The sequence below is a fragment of the Sphingomonas sp. Leaf21 genome (genome assembly GCF_916858675.1).
Lineage (GTDB): Bacteria > Pseudomonadota > Alphaproteobacteria > Sphingomonadales > Sphingomonadaceae > Sphingomonas.
The window spans coordinates 1-18,327 of sequence record NZ_CAKASM010000039.1; the positions used below are offsets into that span (position 1 = coordinate 1).

22 protein-coding genes are annotated in these 18,327 nt (G+C 66.4%); 14 read left to right on the forward strand and 8 right to left on the reverse strand.

The annotated features are described in order from the left end of the window. A partial coding sequence (locus LRP66_RS17625; RefSeq protein ID WP_230483907.1) for a MotA/TolQ/ExbB proton channel family protein occupies window positions 1–638 on the reverse strand: 638 nt, incomplete at its 3' end. Window positions 639–872: 234 nt separating this feature from the next. Between LRP66_RS17625 and flgB the strand changes: the two genes are divergently transcribed. From flgB to LRP66_RS17690, 13 genes are all read left to right on the forward strand, one after another. Next, entirely contained in the window at window positions 873–1,223 is a 351-nt protein-coding gene (gene flgB, locus LRP66_RS17630; protein WP_230483908.1) for a flagellar basal body rod protein FlgB, read from the forward strand. 3 nt (window positions 1,224–1,226) lie between these two features. Next, the gene (flgC, locus tag LRP66_RS17635) at window positions 1,227–1,637 is read left to right on the forward strand and encodes a flagellar basal body rod protein FlgC (RefSeq protein ID WP_230483909.1); all 411 of its coding nucleotides are present in this window, start codon (window positions 1,227–1,229) and stop codon (window positions 1,635–1,637) included. Between the two features lie 2 nt (window positions 1,638–1,639). Continuing rightward, window positions 1,640–2,341, forward strand: coding sequence for a flagellar hook assembly protein FlgD (locus LRP66_RS17640; protein WP_230483910.1), 702 nt, complete (start codon window positions 1,640–1,642; stop codon window positions 2,339–2,341). A gap of 27 nt (window positions 2,342–2,368) precedes the next feature. Beyond that, entirely contained in the window at window positions 2,369–3,655 is a 1,287-nt protein-coding gene (locus LRP66_RS17645) for a flagellar hook protein FlgE (RefSeq protein ID WP_230483911.1), read from the forward strand. A 30-nt stretch (window positions 3,656–3,685) separates the two neighbouring features. Beyond that, window positions 3,686–4,441: a flagellar basal body rod protein FlgF gene (locus tag LRP66_RS17650; protein ID WP_230483912.1), complete on the forward strand. Its 756-nt coding sequence runs from the start codon at window positions 3,686–3,688 to the stop codon at window positions 4,439–4,441. A 13-nt stretch (window positions 4,442–4,454) separates the two neighbouring features. Then, the gene (flgG, locus tag LRP66_RS17655) at window positions 4,455–5,243 is read left to right on the forward strand and encodes a flagellar basal-body rod protein FlgG (RefSeq protein WP_230483913.1); all 789 of its coding nucleotides are present in this window, start codon (window positions 4,455–4,457) and stop codon (window positions 5,241–5,243) included. Further along, entirely contained in the window at window positions 5,243–5,971 is a 729-nt protein-coding gene (locus LRP66_RS17660; RefSeq protein ID WP_230483914.1) for a flagellar basal body L-ring protein FlgH, read from the forward strand. The genes flgG and LRP66_RS17660 overlap by 1 nt, the downstream gene beginning before the upstream one ends. Window positions 5,972–5,982: 11 nt before the next feature. Beyond that, a complete protein-coding gene (locus LRP66_RS17665) occupies window positions 5,983–7,080 on the forward strand; it encodes a flagellar basal body P-ring protein FlgI (RefSeq protein ID WP_230483915.1) in 1,098 nt (365 codons plus the stop codon). Next, window positions 7,077–7,397 carry a rod-binding protein gene (locus LRP66_RS17670; RefSeq protein ID WP_230483916.1) on the forward strand — a complete coding sequence of 107 codons (321 nt, stop codon included), beginning with the start codon at window positions 7,077–7,079 and terminating at the stop codon, window positions 7,395–7,397. Before LRP66_RS17665 ends, LRP66_RS17670 begins: the two co-directional genes overlap by 4 nt. A gap of 15 nt (window positions 7,398–7,412) precedes the next feature. Beyond that, window positions 7,413–8,756, forward strand: a complete 1,344-nt coding sequence (gene flgK, locus LRP66_RS17675; protein WP_230483917.1) for a flagellar hook-associated protein FlgK — start codon at window positions 7,413–7,415, stop codon at window positions 8,754–8,756. Continuing rightward, a complete protein-coding gene (locus LRP66_RS17680) occupies window positions 8,756–9,652 on the forward strand; it encodes a flagellin N-terminal helical domain-containing protein (RefSeq protein WP_230483918.1) in 897 nt (298 codons plus the stop codon). The genes flgK and LRP66_RS17680 overlap by 1 nt, the downstream gene beginning before the upstream one ends. Before the next feature lie 114 nt (window positions 9,653–9,766). Beyond that, window positions 9,767–10,630, forward strand: coding sequence for a flagellar motor stator protein MotA (motA, locus tag LRP66_RS17685; RefSeq protein ID WP_230483919.1), 864 nt, complete (start codon window positions 9,767–9,769; stop codon window positions 10,628–10,630). A gap of 3 nt (window positions 10,631–10,633) precedes the next feature. Beyond that, a complete protein-coding gene (locus LRP66_RS17690; protein WP_230483920.1) occupies window positions 10,634–11,524 on the forward strand; it encodes a flagellar motor protein MotB in 891 nt (296 codons plus the stop codon). A gap of 200 nt (window positions 11,525–11,724) precedes the next feature. On the opposite strand, the gene LRP66_RS17695 is transcribed toward LRP66_RS17690, so the two are convergent. The 7 genes from LRP66_RS17695 to LRP66_RS17725 all read right to left on the reverse strand — a co-directional run bounded on the left by LRP66_RS17695 (window position 11,725) and on the right by LRP66_RS17725 (window position 17,784). Further along, window positions 11,725–12,216 (reverse strand): MucR family transcriptional regulator, encoded by a 492-nt coding sequence (locus tag LRP66_RS17695; RefSeq protein ID WP_230483921.1) that lies wholly within the window; start codon window positions 12,214–12,216, stop codon window positions 11,725–11,727. 831 nt (window positions 12,217–13,047) lie between these two features. Continuing rightward, window positions 13,048–13,401, reverse strand: coding sequence for a hypothetical protein (locus LRP66_RS17700; RefSeq protein ID WP_230483922.1), 354 nt, complete (start codon window positions 13,399–13,401; stop codon window positions 13,048–13,050). Window positions 13,402–13,475: 74 nt separating this feature from the next. Beyond that, complete coding sequence (rpoN, locus tag LRP66_RS17705; protein ID WP_230483923.1) at window positions 13,476–14,960, reverse strand: RNA polymerase factor sigma-54; 1,485 nt, start codon at window positions 14,958–14,960, stop codon at window positions 13,476–13,478. A gap of 135 nt (window positions 14,961–15,095) precedes the next feature. Next, window positions 15,096–15,878, reverse strand: a complete 783-nt coding sequence (gene lptB / locus LRP66_RS17710) for an LPS export ABC transporter ATP-binding protein (protein WP_443026717.1) — start codon at window positions 15,876–15,878, stop codon at window positions 15,096–15,098. A 71-nt stretch (window positions 15,879–15,949) separates the two neighbouring features. Further along, the gene (locus tag LRP66_RS17715) at window positions 15,950–16,492 is read right to left on the reverse strand and encodes an LptA/OstA family protein (RefSeq protein WP_230483925.1); all 543 of its coding nucleotides are present in this window, start codon (window positions 16,490–16,492) and stop codon (window positions 15,950–15,952) included. 18 nt (window positions 16,493–16,510) lie between these two features. Further along, window positions 16,511–17,137, reverse strand: a complete 627-nt coding sequence (gene lptC / locus LRP66_RS17720; protein ID WP_230483926.1) for an LPS export ABC transporter periplasmic protein LptC — start codon at window positions 17,135–17,137, stop codon at window positions 16,511–16,513. 26 nt (window positions 17,138–17,163) lie between these two features. Next, window positions 17,164–17,784: a ribonuclease D gene (locus LRP66_RS17725; RefSeq protein WP_230483927.1), complete on the reverse strand. Its 621-nt coding sequence runs from the start codon at window positions 17,782–17,784 to the stop codon at window positions 17,164–17,166. Window positions 17,785–18,095: 311 nt separating this feature from the next. Here LRP66_RS17725 and LRP66_RS17730 point away from each other — a divergent pair. Continuing rightward, on the forward strand, window positions 18,096–18,327 hold a 232-nt coding region (locus tag LRP66_RS17730; protein ID WP_230483928.1), incomplete at its 3' end, for a hypothetical protein.

An 18,327-nucleotide genomic window follows, 5' to 3' on the forward strand; every position in this document is an offset into this window, starting at 1 on the left:
GTCAACGGCGCCTCGCGCCGGGCGAGCGCGGCGAGCGGCAGCTCGATCCGCGCGCGCTCGAACGCCTCGATCCGGGCGGCGCGGCGGAGGCGCGCGGCGATCGGCTGCGCGACCAGATTCCCGAACAGCGCGCCATATAGGGTGGCGAGCAGCGCGATCGCCATCGCGCCGCCGATCCGCTGCGGATCGTTCATCGTCGCGAACATCGCGGCCAGCCCGATCAGCGTGCCGACCATGCCCATGGCGGGGGCCGCCTCCGCCGCGCCCGCCCAGATATCGACCACGGCCAGCTGCCGCTCGACCCGCGCCAGTCGCGCCTGGCGGGTGCGGCTGAGTACCGCATCGGCGCCTTCGCCATCGACGATCGCGCCGACGGCCTCGGCAAGGTCGGGGTCGGCGATGACCGAGCGGTCGAGCGTCATCACGCCGTGCCGCTGCGCGATCCGCGCGAGGTGGGTGATCTGTTCGAGCAGCGGCTCGGCGGAATAGGGTGCCCGGACCAGCACGCGCAGCGCCCGCACGCTACGGCGCGCATCGCGCCATGGCGCGCGCAGCAGGGTCGCGACCAGCGTCCCGCCCAGCACGATGGCGAGCGCGGCGGGATCGAAAAACTGCGAGAGGGGCGGCAATCCGTTCATGCGCCCGTTTCTTGCAAGGGGCGGGCCAGTTTCCACCGCCGCTCTGTCGACGGAGCGGGGCGGCGGATGGCTTGCCGCCCTTTGCCGCCACCCGGCAAATCGGCGGCAAGGCGTTGCCGGATGCCGCCTGCCGCTCCGCCACGGAACGCGCTTTTCCGTCGTGGCGAGGCATTTGGCACGGTGATTGCGTATCCCCGCTGGCGTGACGGTTTCGCACCGGAAAGGAGGATGACGATGGCCAATGAGACACTGTTCGGCGTGCATGGAGCGGCGCTGGAGGTACGGGCACAGCGCATGGGTGTGCTGGCGTCCAACATCGCCAATGCCTCCACTCCGGGCTTCAAGGCGCGCGACATCGATTTCAAGGCTGCGCTCGCCGCGGTCGAGAGCGAGCCGGGCCAGGGTCAGGGTGTCGGCGCGGCGATGAAATATCGCGTGCCGATCCAGACCTCGCTCGACGGCAATACGGTGGAGCTCAACCAGGAGCAGACCGCCTTTGCCGAGAATGCGGTCCAGTATCAGACGACGCTGTCGTTCCTGAACGGACGCATCGCCACCATCACCCGTGCGCTGAAGGGCGAATAATCCATGGCGGACGCACCCCTTTCCATCTTCCAGGTCGCCGGGCGCGCCATGTCGGCGCAGCTTGTCCGGATGAACACCACCGCGTCGAACCTGGCCAATGCCGGGGACGTGACCGGATCGGCCGACACCGCGTACCGCACGATGAAGCCGGTGTTCCGCACCAGCTTCGACGCCGCGACCGGCCTGTCGACCGTCGATGTCGAGAAGATCGTGACCGCCGGTGAGAACCCCACCGCGCGCCACGACCCGAACAACCCCTTGGCCGACAAGGATGGCAATATCTACGAAGCCGCCGTCGACGAGACCCGCGAGCTGGTCGACATGATGGAGACGGCGCGCACCTATCAGAACAATGTCGAAGTGATGCAGACCGCCAAGTCGCTGATCCTCGACACCCTCAAGCTGGGCCGCTGATCATGACGATCTCCACCACCATGGACTCCACGCTCGACGCGCTGGGCGTCCGCCGTTCGGGCGCCGCCAGCGGCGCCTCCACGACCGCGACGACCGCCAAGAAGTCCGACACGCTCGACCAGTCCGCCTTCCTCAAGCTGCTCACCGCGCAGCTGCAGAATCAGGACCCGTTCGCGCCGATGGACAATACCCAGATGGTCGCGCAGATGGCGCAATTCTCCAGCGTCGCTGGCATCTCCGAGATGAACACGACGCTGTCGGCGATGGCCGCGAAGATGAACGGCACGACCAAGGCCGATGCGATGAGCTATGTCGGCAAGACGGTGCTGACCCCCGGAAGCACCGCCTATGGCCGGACCAGCGGCGGGATCGCGGGTGCGGTCGAGCTGGACCAGGCGGCGTCGAACGTGTCGGTCACGATCTCGGACGCGCAGGGCAATCCGCTCAAGACGCTGTCGCTGGGCGCGCAGAAGGCGGGCACGGCCAGCTTCGACTGGAACGGCAAGACCGACACCGGCGAGGAAGCGGGCACCGGCCCCTTCACCGTCACGCTCAACGCCAATGACGGCGTCGCGGCGGTGTCGGGTCGCCCGCTGGTCTGGGCGCCCGTCCAGTCGGTGTCGATGCCGACCAGCGGCGATCCCGTCCTGACCGTCGCCGGCCTCGGCCAGATCGATTTCTCCGCCGTCCGTTCGGTCGGCTGACCTCCCTCCCCATCAAGGTAATCGCCCATGTCCTTCTATACTTCGCTGAGCGGTCTTCAGGCGTCGCAGAGCGACCTGTCGGTCATTTCCCACAACATCGCCAACGTCGCGACCAATGGCTTCAAGAAGAGCCATGCGCAGTTCGCCGACGTCATGGCGTCCAACTTCGCGACCGACCCGACCAAGCAGGTCGGCTCGGGCACGATGGTCAAGGCCAACCGGCAGGAGTTCAAGGAGGGCAACTACAACAGCTCGTCCAACGCGCTCGACCTGGCGATCCAGGGCGACGGCTTCTTCGCGGTTCAGACGCCGGGCAAGGGCCCGCTGCAATATACCCGCAACGGCGCGTTCCAGGTCGACCAGCAGAATTACGTGACCGACTCGAGCGGCGGCCGTCTGCAGGTGCTGCCGGTCGACAATGACGGCAACGTCACCGCCAACGGCGCCGACGGCCTGACCGCGCTGCAACTCCCCGCGACCAGCGGCCTGCCGATCGCGACCAAGAAGGTCACGATGGACCTGAACCTGTCGACCGCCGCGACCGCGCCGGGCGTCGCGTTCAACCGGTCGAACATGGGCACCTACAACAACACGACCCAGACCAAGATCTACGATCCGTCGGGCAACGCCATGACGCTGACCAACTATTATGTCCGCAAGCCGTTGCCGGTCGATGCCAGCGGCAACGCGATCCAGCCCGCCGACGGCAGCAGCACCTGGCAGGTCTACAGCTTCGTCGACGATCAGCAGATGAAGGTCGGCGGTTCGACCGCGCCGGTCGAGCTGACCTTCGACAAGAACGGCAACATGACCGCGCCCGCCGCGCCGGTCGCGTTCGACAGCTTCACCTCGCAGAGCTCGACCACGGCGCAGCCGCTGTCGATGGACTTCACCGGTTCGTCGCAGGCGGGCTCGGTCTTCTCGGTCGCCTCGCGGTCGCAGGACGGCAAGGCGATCGGCATCCTGTCGGGCGTGTCGGTCGGCGCCGACGGCCTGGTCACCGCCTCCTTCTCGAACGGCGAGACCGCCAAGCTGGGCAAGGTCGCGGTCGCCGACTTCGTCAACATGCCGGGTCTTCGTCAGGAAGGCGACAGCTATTGGCAGGCGACCGGCCTGTCGGGCCAGGCGGTGTTCGGCGTCGCCAACGAAGGCACCTACGGCGCGATCCGGTCGAGCACGATCGAGGGTTCGAACGTCGACATCACCGAGGAACTGGTCAACCTGATCGCGGCGCAGCGCAATTTCCAGGCGAATGCCAAGGCGCTCGATACCGCCAGCCAGATCTCGCAGACCATCTTCAACATCCGCAGCTAAGCGACGGTACGGGGGTAACGGGGAACAGCGATGGACAAGCTGGTCTATACGGCGGCGACGGGCCTGCGCGCGCACATGGCGGCGCAGACCGCGATCGCCAACAACATGGCCAACGCCTCGACGATCGGCTTTCGTTCGGATCGCGTCGTGTTCGACCGCATCGACCTGAAGGGCGGCGGCGCGGCGTTCGAGGCGCGTATGCCCACCGCCGAGGAAGTGACCGACGCCGATCGTCAGTCCGGCACCGTGCAGCAGACGGGCAAGCCGCTCGACGTCGCGGTCGCCACCGGCACCGCCTGGCTGGCGGTGCAGGCCCCGGACGGGTCGGAAGCCTATACGCGGCGCGGCGACCTGGAGGTCACGGCCTCGGGCGTGCTTCAGACCGGTGACGGGTTTCCGGTGATCGGTCAGAACGGTCCGATCACGATGCCGCCGTACAACTCGCTGACCGTCGCCCCCGACGGCACCCTGTCGATCGTGCCGCTGGGCGCTGGCCCCGACACGCAGCCGCAGGTGATCGACCGGCTGAAGCTGGCCGACACGCGCGGATCGACCACGGTCAAGGGGCTCGACAACCTGCTGCGCGTCAAGGGCGGCGGCGCACTGCCGCAGGACATGGACGCCACCGTCCAGTCGGGCGCGCTGGAAGGCTCCAACGTCAACATGACGCAGACGCTGGTCGACATGATCGAGAACCAGCGCAGTTACGAGGTGCAGGCCAACCTCATGAAAGAGGCCAAGTCGATGGACGAGAACAGCGCATCGCTGATGCGGCTGCCGAGCTGAGGATTAGAGAGTTATGTCTTCCGCCGCCATGCACGTCGCGCGCACCGGGCTCGATGCCCAGGATATGCGTATGCGGGTCATCTCGAACAACCTGGCCAACGTCAACACGACCGCGTTCAAGCGCGACCGCGCCGCGTTCGAGACGCTCGCCTATCAGGTCGTCACCGCGCCCGGCGCGGCGAGCTCGACCGAGAGCAAATACGCGACCGGCCTGAACCTGGGCACCGGCGTCCGCGTCCAGGGCACCGCGCGCATCAACACGCAGGGTGCGATGCAGACGACCAACAACAGCCTCGACCTCGCGCTCGACGGCGAGGGCTATTTCCAGGTGCAGATGCCGGGTGGCACGCTGGGCTATACGCGCGCGGGCAACTTCTCGCGCTCGGCCGAAGGTCTGCTGGTCACTTCCGAGGGGTATCAGGTGATGCCGGGCATCACGATCCCCGAGGGTACGACGCAGATCACCATCGGCACCGACGGCACCGTCTCGGCGACGCTGCCGAACCAGACCGCGCCGGCCGAGATCGGCCAGATCCAGGTCGCCAACTTCCCCAACCCCGCCGGGCTCCAGGCCAAGGGCGACAATTACCTGACCGAGACCGCCGCCTCGGGCGTCGCCAATATGGGCGTCGCCGGGCTGGAGGGGCGCGGCCAGGTCCGCCAGGGGATGCTGGAAGGCTCGAACGTCAATGTCGTCGAGGAACTGGTCGACATGATCGAGACGCAGCGCGCCTATGAGGTCAATTCGAAGATGATCAAGTCGACCGACGAGATGCTTCAATACGCGAACCAGAATCTGTGATGAGCCGAATCCGCACCCTGTCGACGCGCTACGGGATCGAGCTGGGGCTGTCCGCCGCCGCGGCGATCCTGGTCGCCGCCGCGCTGGCGCCGTCGCCCGCTCATGCCAGCCTGTTCGGCAAGAAGAAGCCGGTCGAGGACTTCACCACCGTCCGCCCCGCGCCCGTGCCGATGCAGCCGGTCGCGCAGCCGACGGGTTCGATCTTCCAGGTGTCGGACGGCTATGCCGCGCTGTACGAGGGCTGGCGTGCGCGCCGGGTCGGCGATCCGCTGACCATCGTCCTCGTCGAGCGGACCGCCGCCTCCAAGTCGGCGGGCTCCAAGCTCGGCTCCAAGGGCGATTTCGGCTTCACGCCCCCGACCACCGGACCGCTGGGTTCGCTGGTCAAGCCGAGCGACATCGGCATGAGCGGCAGCCGCAATTTCAACGGCACGGGTGCCGCCGACCAGTCCAACTCGCTGTCGGGCGAGATCAGCGTCACCGTTGCGCAGGTCTTTCCCAACGGCACCATGCTCGTCCAGGGACAGAAGCGCGTGACGCTGAACCGCGGCGACGAGTTCATCCAGATCAAGGGGCTGGTCCGCATGGCGGATGTCGGCATCGACAACCGGGTCGACTCGACCCGCGTCGCCGATGCGCAGATCGCCTATACCGGCAAGGGCGACGTCGCCCGCGCCAGCCGCCAGGGCTGGCTCAGCCGCTTCTTCCAGGCTGTCAGCCCGTTCTGAGGCATATAGACATGATCCTCCGCTTCCTCCTCGCGCTCCTCGCCGCCCTCTCGGTCGCGGTCCCGGCCTCGGCCGACCGGATCAAGGATCTGGGCGGGTTCCAGGGCATCCGCACCAACCAGCTCACCGGATACGGCATCGTCGTCGGTCTGCCGGGGACGGGCGACGACAATCTGGAATATACCGTCCAGTCGCTGAAGGCCGTCGTCTCGCGCTTCGGGTTGCAGCTTCCGCCCAACGCCAATCCGGGCATGAAGAACGCCGCCGTCGTGATGGTCACGGCCGAGCTGCCGCCCTTCGCCAAGCCGGGACAGAAGCTGGACATCACCGTATCCTCGATGGGCAAGGCCAAGTCGCTTCGCGGCGGCGCCCTGATCCTCACCCCGCTTCAGGGTGCCGACGGCCAGATCTATGCGATGGCGCAGGGCAATCTGGCGGTCGGCGGTCTGGGCGCGGAAGGCGCGGACGGGTCGAAGATCGTGGTCAACGTGCCCTCGACCGGGCGGATCCCCGAGGGCGCGACCGTTGAGCGTGCGGTCGCCACCGGGTTCGACACCGCCCCCACGCTGACCTTCAACCTGGCGCGCGCCGACTTCACCACCGCGCAGAATGTCGCGCAGGCGATCAACGGACGGCTCGGCATGGGCACCGCGCAGGCGGTCGACGCCGTGTCGGTCGCGGTCCGCGCGCCGATGGGTGCCGATGTCCGCGCCATGCTGATGTCCGAGATCGAGAATCTCAACGTCGCCTCGGCCGAACCCTCTGCCAAGGTCATCGTCAATGCGCGCACCGGCACCGTCGTCATCAACTCGGCGGTCCGCGTCGGCCCGGCGGCGGTCACCCACGGCAAGCTGACCGTCAAGATCGACGAGAACCAGCGCGTCAGCCAGCCCGGCCCGCTGAGCGGCGGCCAGACCGCGATCACCCAGAAGTCGGGCGTTTCGGTCGAGGAGGAGCGTCGCCCGATGTTCATGCTCGCCCCCGGACCCAAGCTGGCCGATGTGGTGAAGGCGGTGAACGCGATCGGCGCGGCGCCGTCCGACCTGGTCGCGATCCTCGAAGCGCTGAAGGAAGCCGGTGCCCTCAAGGCGGAGCTGATCGTCCTGTGACCCAGAGCATATCGTCCACACCGGCGGCATCGCCGATCGCCGGTTCGGTCTCGACCGATACCAAGCGGCTGGCGAACGGCGCCAATCTCGACAAGGCGGGCAAGCAGTTCGAGGCGATCTTTAACGGCATGATGCTGAAGGCGATGCGCCAGACCAAGCTGGGCGACACGCTGTTCGAATCGAAGGCGCTCGACACGTTCCGCGATATGCAGGACCAGCAGGTGGCGCAGACCATGGCCGATCACGCACCGATCGGCATCGGCAAGGCGGTCACCAATTTTCTGGCCAAGTCGAAACCTGATCTTAACCAGACATAATCTATCCCGAGTCGTATGGGCGACCTGCTCTCCATCGGCGCTTCGGGCGTCCGCGCATATCAGACCGCGTTGACGGCGGTTGGCGAGAATATCGCCAACACCGGCACGGACGGCTATTCGCGTCGTTCGGTCGGTCTGAGCGAGGTCACCACCTCGGGCGGCGTGACCAGCAGCAAGCTGTCGGCCGGGGCGGGCGTGACCGTGACCGGCATCGTCCGTGCGACCGATACCTATGCGTCTGCGGCGGTCCGCTCGGCGACATCCGACCTGAAGCGCACCGAATCGGGCGAGGTTTGGCTCAACCGGATCCAGGACGTGATGACCGGCGACGAGGTGTCGAGCCGGCTGACCGGTTTCTTCACCGCCTCGCGCGCGCTGGCGGCGGACCCGACCTCGACCGCGCTGCGCACCACGATGCTCGAATCCGCCAATTCGGCGGCTTTCGCCTTTACGGCGACCGACAAGGCGTTCGATTCGATGCAGGCCGATTTCGACGGCCAGGCGCGCGAGGCGGCGCAGGGTCTGTCGTCGCTCGCGCTGTCGCTGACCAAGGTCAATGACGGGCTGACCCGGACCCAGGCGGGAACCTCCGCCTCCGCGCAACTCGCCGACCAGCGCGACCAGTTGCTCGCGCAGATGAGCGAGCTGTCCGACATCAACGTCACCACCGACGAACTGGGCCGCGCGACGGTCCGCATGGGCGATCGCGCCGGGCCGATCCTGGCCTCGCCGGACACGCTCGGCGCGGTCAGCTATGCGCGCAAGACCGGCGGCGGAGTCAGCTTCACCGTCGTTTCGCAGGGCCAGGCGAAGGAGGTCATCCCCTCGGGCGGTACGCTGGGCGGAATGCTCGACGGGGCGGAGCGGATCGCGGCGATGCGCGACAGCTTCAACTCGGTCGCCAAGGACTTCACCGACTCGGTCAACACGATCCAGGGTCAGGGGCAGGACGCCAATGGCGCGCCCGGTGCCGCCATGTTCAACCTGACCGCGGGCTCCGCCGCGATGAGCGTGGCCTTTACCGACGCCTCGAAGATCGCGGCGGCGGGGGCGGGGCAGGGGCCGCGCAACACCGACAATCTCTCCGCGCTGGAAGCGGCGCGCAACAGCGGCCAGTTCGAGGGTCGCATCACCCAGGTCATCACCGAAAACGCCTCCACCCTGAAGCAGCGGCAGACGATCGCCGATGCGCAGACCGCGATCCGCGACGGCGCGAACGCCGCGCTGACCGGTGCGACCGGCGTCACCCTCGATAACGAGGCGGTGTCGCTGATGCGTTTTCAGCAGGCCTATTCCGCGTCGAGCCGCGTCATCCAGGTCGCGCGCGAGACGTTCCAATCGATTCTCGAGATCCGATGATGGCGATGCAGATTTCGACCTCCACCATGTACGACAGCGCGACCCGGCGAATGGCGGCTCTGCAGAGCAAGGCCAACGACCTGATGACGCAGAACGCGACGGGCAAGAAACTGCTCAAGCCGTCGGACGACGCCGCCGCCTCGGCGCAGGTCGCCGCGCTCGATCGCGCCGATGCCGATGCGGAGGTGTACAAGGGCAATTTGTCGCTCGCCAAATCGGTGCTTCAGCAGGTCGACACCACGCTGGGTTCGATCGGCAGCCAGTTGCAGACCGCCGTCGAACTCGCGACCAAGGCCGCCAACGGCACGCTCAACGATTATGACCGCTCGGTGCTCGGCGACCAGCTCAGCGCGGTCCGCGACCAGCTCGTGTCGCTGGGCAACACGCGCGACATTCGCGGGCAGCCGCTGTTCGGCACGGTCGACGGCACCGATGCGGTGCAGGCCGCGAACGGCAGCTACAGCTATACCGCGCCCAAGACCTCGGCGGTGCCGATCGATCGCGACCAGTCGGTCGAAATCACCGTCGGCGCCGAACGCGTGTTCAAGTCGGGCAGCAACGACACCTTCGCGGTGCTCAACAACCTGATCACCGCGCTGAAGACGCCGGGCGGGTCGAGCGACACCATCCGCAATTCGATCGACCAGCTCAACGCCGCCAACGACAATGTCGGCGCGGTCCAGGCCTCGATCGGCGCGCGCGAGACGCGGGTCGAGTTGCAGCAGACGATGCTCGACACCGCGAGCACCGATCGCGCGACGCTGCGCTCCAACGTCGCGGATGCCGACATCGCCAGCAACATCGCACAGTTGCAGCAGACGATGACCGTGCTGCAGGCGACCCAGGCCAGCTTCACCAAGCTGTCGGGCCTGTCGCTGTTCGATTATCTGAAATAATCGTCACACGGGCGGCACGTGCTTTCCGCCACGGTAACCCTATGGTGACCAAATCCCGGTAATCCAGACGTCTGACGGCCTTCGCGCCGGTCCCTGCTGGAGAATCGGTTCACCATGTTTCCTGCCATCGGCCTTGTCATCCTGCTCGGCATGGTCTTCGGCGGCTTCGCCATCACTGGCGGCGCGCTGGGACCCGTGTTCGAGGCGATTCCCCATGAGATGCTCATCATCGGCGGCGCGGCCGTCGGCGCGCTGGTCATCGGCAATTCGGGTGCCGAACTGAAGGCGCTGGGCGGCGCGATGGGCAAGATCTTCAAGGGGCCCAAATACAAGAAGCAGGACTATCTCGACGTCATCTTCCTCGTCTCGAAGCTGATGAAGATGCTGCGGACCGAGGGGCCGATCGCGCTGGAACCGCATGTCGAGGATCCCAAGTCCTCCTCGGTCTTCGCCGAATATCCCCGCCTCGTCGCCGACCATACGCTCGTCGCCCTGATCGCCGATACGCTGCGCCTGGTCGTGGTGTCGTCGGGTACGCTCGACGTCCATGCGGTCGAGGAGGTGATGGACAACGCGATCAAGACCCATCACCACGAGGTCGAGGGGCCGCAGGGGACGCTGCAGAGCCTGGCCGACTCGCTGCCCGCGCTGGGCATCGTCGCGGCGGTTCTCGGCATCGTGAAGACGATGGGCTCGATCGACAAGCCGCCGAGCGTGCTGGGCGGGATGATCGGGTCGGCGCTGGTCGGCACCTTCATGGGCGTTCTGCTCGCCTATGGCATCGTCAATCCGTTCGCGGGGCGCCTGAAGCAGGTGATCGACGCCGACGCCGCCATCTATCACGTGGTCAAGCAGATCATCATCGCCTCGCTCCACGGCCATCCCCAGCCGCTGGTCATCGAGGCGGCGCGTTCGGGTATCAAGCACAAGGACCAACCCGGCTTCGCGGAAGTCTTCGACGGCCTGCGGGGTCGCTAAGCCATGGCGCGCGCACCGCACGGCAAGAACGAACCGCCCAAGATCGTCATCGTCAAGAAGATCATCGCCGATGGTCATGGCGGACATCATGGCGGCGCATGGAAGGTCGCCTATGCCGACTTCGTGACGGCGATGATGGCGTTCTTCCTCCTGCTATGGCTGCTCGGCGCGACGACCGAGAAGCAGCGCAAGGGCATCGCCGACTATTTCGCGCCGACGCTGCTCGACACGCGCTCGATGGGCATCGGCGGCGGCGCGCTCGCCGGTGGACCCGGCGCGGGCGAGCAGCAGAGCGGCACCAACGGCATGATCCAGCTCATCGTCCCCAAGGTGTCCGGCGAGGGCGGCGAGAAGGCCGGGACCGGCGACAAGGGGTCGCTGCGCAATCCCAATGCGATGGCGATGGACCGCAAGAGCTTTGCCGAGCTGCAAAAGGCGATCCAGAACAAGATGGAATCGACGCCGTCGCTCAAGAAGCTGGCGCGCCAGGTCCGCTTCATCCCGACCCAGGACGGGTTGCGGATCGATCTGGTCGACAATGCCGATTACTCGATGTTCGCCAGCGGCACGACCCAGCTGGAGCCCGAGGCGTCGACGCTGATCGGCACCATCGCCAAGTCGATCGTCGGCCTGCCCAATACGATCATGATCCGTGGGCATACCGATGCCGTGCCCTATGGCGACCCGCGCGCGATGAACAACTGGATGCTGTCGTCCAGCCGTGCGGAAACCACCCGCCGCCGCCTCGCCGCCGGGGGAATCCCCGAGTCGCGCTTCGAACGGATCGAAGGCGTCGCCGATCGCGAGCCCATGATCGCCGACAACCCTTCCGACCCGCGCAATCGCCGCGTCGCGATCACGCTGCTGTACCGGAAGGGCAGTTTCGGACGGTAGGGGCTTCCTGCCGGACGTGCGGCGTGGATCGCCGTGCGGACTTGTTCCCTCCTGCTCCCCCAACCCCGCTCCGACCGACGGGTGAGGGAGAGACGACCGTCAGCCCCAAAAACGACGAACCCGCCCGGCCAGCCATGCTCCGGGAGACGAGCATGGCCGATCGGGCGGGTTCGTTCGCGATCGCTGGGATCGGCGCGGGCTTATTCGGCTTCGGGCGCGCCGTCGGTCTTGCGGGGCTTGCGCGCCGCGGTGGCGCCGGCGTTGCGCGGACCCGGCTTGCGGCCCAGACCGATCTTCTTGGCCATCGCGCGACGGCTTTCCGAATAGCTCTCGGCGACCATCGGATAATCCGACTTGAGGCCATAGCGATCACGATATTCTTCGGGCGTCAGGCCGTGCGTCGCCAGGTGACGGCGCAGCGTCTTGTAAGGCTTGCCGTCGATCATCGAGACGATGTGATCTTTCGAAGCGAGCGACTTGCGAACCGACACGGCCGGAACATATTCCGTCGGCGATTCGACATCGGTCGCCTGCGGTGCGCTGCCCAGAAGCGAAGACACGGTTTCGTGCATCTTGTTGAGAAACGCCGGAACCTCTTCGGACGACGTGCGGGTGTTGGGATTGCCCAGCCAAGCGATCGTCAACTCGGTCGCCAGTTCTACGGCATTCACATCGATAGGTTCGTCGGCCATGATACGCTCCTGTTGTTTCAGCTTGACCTAACCGTCAAATGTCAAACGTCAACCGCTAGATTGATGAGTTTGTCCGGAATCGCTCCGGAAAAGGCAGCGAATTTCAGCACCAGATCAATCGGCATGTGATTTTGGTCGGGAAACAACTTGGAATAAACCTAAAAGGTTCAACTCGATAACGTTGCAATGGCAGTTACCAAACTCCAGCAATTATAACGTACATTAGAGTGTTAATGACAAGATGTTCATGCCGCGTCGGCGCGACCCCGCCTGACGCCATGCGTAGGAATGGCTCGGACCACGCGATTGCAATTTATGCAAGAAAAATTGATTTCGTTGCATTTGTGTTAACCAGTTCGGTCCGCCATATGGGTCGGGCCTTTCAGGCATCCTCTCCTAAAAACTTTCACGGCTGGTCCTCGGACCAGCCTTTTTTTTGCTATGCTTCCGGCGCAAGCCCGCCTAGGCTGCGCCATCGCCGCGCTTCAATATAAGATAAGCAGGAGTGGAAGCCGCCGGAAAGACCGGCATCGCGCGTCGGTGCCGGGGGTCGAGCGAACACATCGCTCCCCCCGTTTACCGCCAGCTTCCCATACAGACGCCGTGCTGCTGCGCGGCACGCGATGCTACGGCCAGGCGCAATCGACATTCAAGCATGGGCTTTGTCTTACCCGCCCCTCTTTGAGGGGAGAGGGGTGAAGCGCTCGAAGAGCGCGCGAGCCTGAGGCTCGCTCAACCCCTCACCCAAGCTGCGCTAGCCAGCAGGCTGGCAAGCTCCGCTAACCCTCTCCCCTTTCCAGGGGAGAGGGATAAAGGGGCTCATGAAGGTCGTCAGGCCTTGTCGTCCGGCGACTTGCGACGAATGAAATGGTCGAGGGCGGACAGCGCCAGCCCGGCGAATGCCGCGGCGTCGGATGCGCCGGGCGCCTTGGGCGCGGGCTCGCGGGGCGGCCCGTCCTGAGGCTCGGCGCTGGCCGTATCGTCCGGCGTCGAACGTGTCGTCTCGCGCGCCAGCGCGGCAGCGGCCACCACCAGCCCGGAGGCGATCAACTGCCGCCCCATCGGGCTGCGCGCCTGGTCGAGCAGCGCCTGTCCCACCCGGTGAAGCGAGGACGGTGCAGCAGCAGCGGCCTTTTCCGCCTGCTCGGCCTTTTTCTGCTTTTTCTTGTGCTTCTTCTTGCCCATCGGCGGAGCCCTCCGGCTAAGGTGTACGCATGATATAATACACCCGCGCCCCGCGACAAGTGGCGGGGTCGTGGTCAGCCGTTCAATGCGCGGGCGCGTCGCCGCTGGACCGAGCTGCCGATGCCCAGCGACTCGCGATATTTGGCGACCGTCCGCCGCGCGATGTCGAAGCCCTTGGCCTGGAGCAGTTCGACCAGCGTGTCGTCGGACAGGATCTTGGCACCCTCTCCCGCGATCAGCGCCCGGATCGCGCTCTTCACCGCCTCGGCCGATACCGCATCGCCGCCATCGGCCGCCGCAATGCCGCTGGTGAAGAAATATTTGAGTTCGTACAGTCCGCGCGCACAGCTCAGATATTTGTTGCTGGTCACCCGGCTGACCGTCGACTCGTGCATCCCGATCGCCTCCGCCACGCGCGCCAGGGTCAGCGGCTTGAGATGCGCGACGCCGTGGAGGAAGAATGCCTCCTGCTGCTTCACGATCTCGGTAGCGACGCGGATGATCGTCCGCTGCCTCTGGTCGAGCGCCTTCATCAGCCAGTTGGCGCTGGCCAGGCAATCGGCGAGCCACGCCTTTGAGCCCTTGTCCTGCGGGCCGTGGCGCAGTTCCTGATAATAGCGTCGGTTGACCAGCACGCGGGGCAGGGTGGCGCTGTTGAGTTCGATCCCCCAGCCGGTCTTGGTGCGGGTGACGAACAGGTCGGGCACCACCGCCTGGCACGGCTCGCCGCCATAGCGACAGCCGGGCTTGGGATCATAGCCGCGCAGCTCGCGGATCATGTCCGCCATATCCTCGTCGTCGACGCCGCAGATCCGCTTGAGCCGAACCAGTTCGCCCCGTGCCAGCAGCTCCAGATTGGCGATCAGCCGCGCCATGCAGGGGTCGTAGCGGTCCACCTCGCGCGCCTGCAGCGTCAGGCATTCGGCCAGGTCGCGTGCGCCGACGCCGGTGGGGTCCAGGCTCTGCACCACCGACAGCACCGCCTCGACGCGCGGCAGTGGAACCCCGAGTCGCCCTGCGATCTCGTCCAGCGCCACGGTCAGATAGCCCGCCTCGTCGAGCTGATCGATGATATGCGCGGCGATGGTCAGCTCGGCCCCGGAGAGGATCATGGCGACCTGCGCCTCCAGATGCTCGGCAAGGCTCGGCGCATCGTCGGCCAGCGAGTCCCAGTCGGGACCATCCTCGCCACCAAGCCCGCCGCCGCTCGACCCGCCGTTGAGCGACAGGCCGCCATCGGGGCCGGTGCCGCCATCGGCGACGCTGTCCTGCTGGTGGCTCTCGGTGGCATAATCCAGGTCGAGCCCGCGATCCTCTCCGGGGGCGGTGCCGGTGACCAGCTCGTCGGCACCGGCGGGCGCCTCGCGCTCGGGACGTTCGGGGGTCGCCACCTCGCGCACGACGGTGGCGTCGAGCAGCGGGTTCTTCTCCACCTCCTCGGCGATGAACGCCTCGATCTCCAGATTGGACAGCGCCAGCAGCTTGATCGCCTGCTGGAGCTGCGGCGTCATCACCAGCGATTGCGACTGACGGATATCGAGACGCGGGGCGAGGCTCACCGGGGCGGTCCTCCCCGACACGGGGAAGCGGCAGGCCGAGGGCCCGACGGAGGGGGGGCGGCGTCGATCCGCGCGTCCGCGCCCGCCTTGCCGGTCATGCCATCAGGTGCGGATCGACGGGCGCCTTGCATCGGATCAGAGCGAGAAGCCCTCGCCCAGATAGAGGCGGCGGACATTGGCGTCGGCGACCAGTTCCTCCGGCGACCCGCTGAACAGCACGCGCCCGTCATAGATGATGTAGGCGCGGTCGACGATGTCCAGCGTCTCGCGGACATTATGGTCGGTGATCAGCACGCCGATGTCGCGCCGCTTCAGATCCTTCACCAGGTCGCGGATGTCGGCGATCGAGATCGGGTCGATGCCCGCGAACGGTTCGTCGAGCAGCATGATCGACGGATCGGCGGCCAGCGCGCGCGCGATCTCGGCACGGCGCCGCTCGCCGCCCGACAGCGCCATGGCGGGCGCGGCGCGCAGGCGGGTCAGGCCGAATTCCTCAAGCAGCTTGTCCAGCTTGCGCGCGCGCTCGGCCGGGTCGGGCTCGGCCAGTTCGAGCACGGTCAGGATATTCTTCTCGATCGACAGCCCGCGAAAGATCGAGGTTTCCTGCGGCAGATAACCGAGCCCCAGGATCGCGCGGCGATACATGGGCAGGCCGGTGATATCCTCGCCGTCCAGCATGATGCGGCCCGAATCGGGCTTCACCAATCCCATCACCGAATAGAAGCAGGTCGTCTTGCCCGCGCCATTGGGGCCGAGCAATCCAATCACCTCGCCGCGCCCGACCGAGACGGACACGTCGGTCAGGACGGTCCGCTTGTCGTAGCTCTTGGCGATCGACACGACCTGCAGGCCGTCGGCGACCGGCGGTTCCGACACGGGGGCGGTGCGCTGGCTCGCCTCGCGAATCGGGGTTTCCATGTCCATCGGCCTGTCTCTTTCCTTGGCTGGCAGGCGTCACGTTAGCGCGGAGAACGCGCCCGCGTCACGTCTCAGTTGCGATCGGGGACCGAGAAGGTGCCCGTGACCCGGCCCGACGGCGCGCGCGTGACGTTGCCGCCATTGCCCGTGGAGCCGCCGCCCGCCACCGACGACCCGTCGATCACCGCGCGTCCGGTGTCGAGATTGATCGTCAACCGGCCGCCATTCACGGTATTGCCGTCCTGCGTCAGCGAGACGTTGCCCAGCATGGTGATGACCCGGCGGTTGAGGTCGTAGATGCCGTAATTGCTGCGCGCCGTCTGGTTGGGGCGCTTGACCACGACATTGCCCGACGCCTCGAACCGCGACACCTGCGGCTTTCCGCCGATCACCTGTCCCGTATAGACGATGACCACGCGCGACGCGGTCAGCGTCATCTCCGCCTGGCGAAGCGAGACATTGCCCGACAGGACGCCGCGATTCGCCTTGTCCTGCAATTCGATGACGTCGGCACCGAAATCGACGGGCGCGCGGCTGTCATGCCGCGTCTGCGCCACGGCGGATGTCGCAAGAACGATAAGGGCCGGGGCCGTCGCGGCGAAGAACTTGTGCATAGGCGGCTATTTCGTGCTTTACGGCACGATGCGCAAGCGTGCGTTGCCTTCCAGCCGGACGGTGCGATCCTCCAGGTTGGCGCGCAGCTTGTTGGCGCTGAAATTGCCCTGCGGCACGCGCCCCGTCACCGCGCCGCCCGATTCGAGCGTGCGCTGCTGCAGATCGATCGTCGCATCGTTGGTCTGGAGGTCGTAGCCCCCCGCCGATTTGAAATCGAGCGGGCCGTCCAGCTTCACCTGCTCGGTCCGCATGTCGTAGCGGCCCGAATTGGCGCTGACCGTGGCGGGGCCGTCGGACAGCCGGATCATCGCGGCCAGCTTGTTGAGCTGTACCACCGGTTCGGCCGAGCTGCGCTGGATCGCCGAGCCCGCGTCGAGCGAGAAGGGCTGCCCCTTGTCGTCGACGCCGCGATATTGCGCCGCCTGGATCTTCAACCGTTCCTTGGCGACCTCCACCTTCTTCTTGTCGAGGACGAAGGACACCTCGCTCGACGAATAGACCGGGGCCATGACCAGGAACGCGGTCAGCACGCCGATCGCGCTGGGCAGCAGCCAGCGGGCCAGCATCACGAACCGGTCGTGGCGGCTCCCCGGCGCGGCCCAGAGCTGGCGCTGGGTGCGGACGCGATCGGCGATCTCGGACATGCTGGTCTCTTCCCTATGAGCCCGGATCAGGCATGGGCGAAGATATCAACCTCGGGCCAACCCGCCAGATCCAGTTCGGCGCGCGCGGGCAGGAAATCGAAACAGGCCTGGGCCAGCGCCATCCGCCCCTCGCGGGCCAGCCGCTTGTCGAGTTCGACCTTCATGCGGTGGAGGTAGCGCACGTCGGAGGCGGCATATTCGCGCTGCGCGTCGGTCAGTTCCGGCGCGCCCCAGTCCGACGATTGCTGCGCCTTGGACAGGTCGATGCCGAGCAGTTCGCGGACCAGCTCCTTCAGGCCGTGGCGATCGGTATAGGTGCGGATCAGACGCGAGGCGATCTTGGTGCAATAGACCGGCGCCGCCACGACACCGAGATAATGGCGAATCGCCGCGATATCGAAGCGCCCGAAATGATACAGCTTCAACCGCGCCGGATCGGCGAGCAGGGCGCGCAGGTTCGGCGCGGCATAGTCGCTGTCGGGGCCGAAGCGGACGAGATGCTCGTCGGGGCCGCCATCCGACAGCTGGACGACGCACAGCCGGTCGCGTGGGGTGATCAGGCCCATCGTCTCGGTATCGACGGCGATCGAGGCGCCGGGGGCGAACAGATCGGCGGGAATGTCTTCTTCATGCAGATGAACGGTCATGCGACCTGCCCTAGCGGGCCGCGCCGCAAGCCTCAACCGCGATCACTGCCATCGGCCCATTGCGGAGTCGCGGCATGACCGCCAAAATTTCACTGATGTTGTGGAGTTTCAGCCACATTTCCGACGCAATCTGCCTCGTTCGCGGCAAAGCGAGACGCGGGCGCACGAATTCGTTCGCGATGCGTGGCCTCTTGCGTTATGAATGGCAATTAGGCGCAAAAGGTTTGGCGCCGAAAGACCCGCGCTCTTCGTCCGGCGCACGGTTCTTGAGGATAGCATTTGCGGGCGAACCGGGAAGACGAACAGGGCTTATGGGTTTCGATAGAGGTAGCCGAGGCAATCGCGGCACGCGTGGTCGCGACAAGCGGGACAATTTCGGCGGTAGCGACGATTTCGGCGGCGGTGGCGGCGGCTTCGGCGGTGGTGATCGCTTCGGTGGCGGCGGCTTCGGCGGCGGCGACCGTTTCGGCGGTGGCGGCGGCGGTGGCGGCGGCTTTGGCGGTGGCGATCGTGGCGGCTTCGGCGGCGGTGATCGCGGCGGCT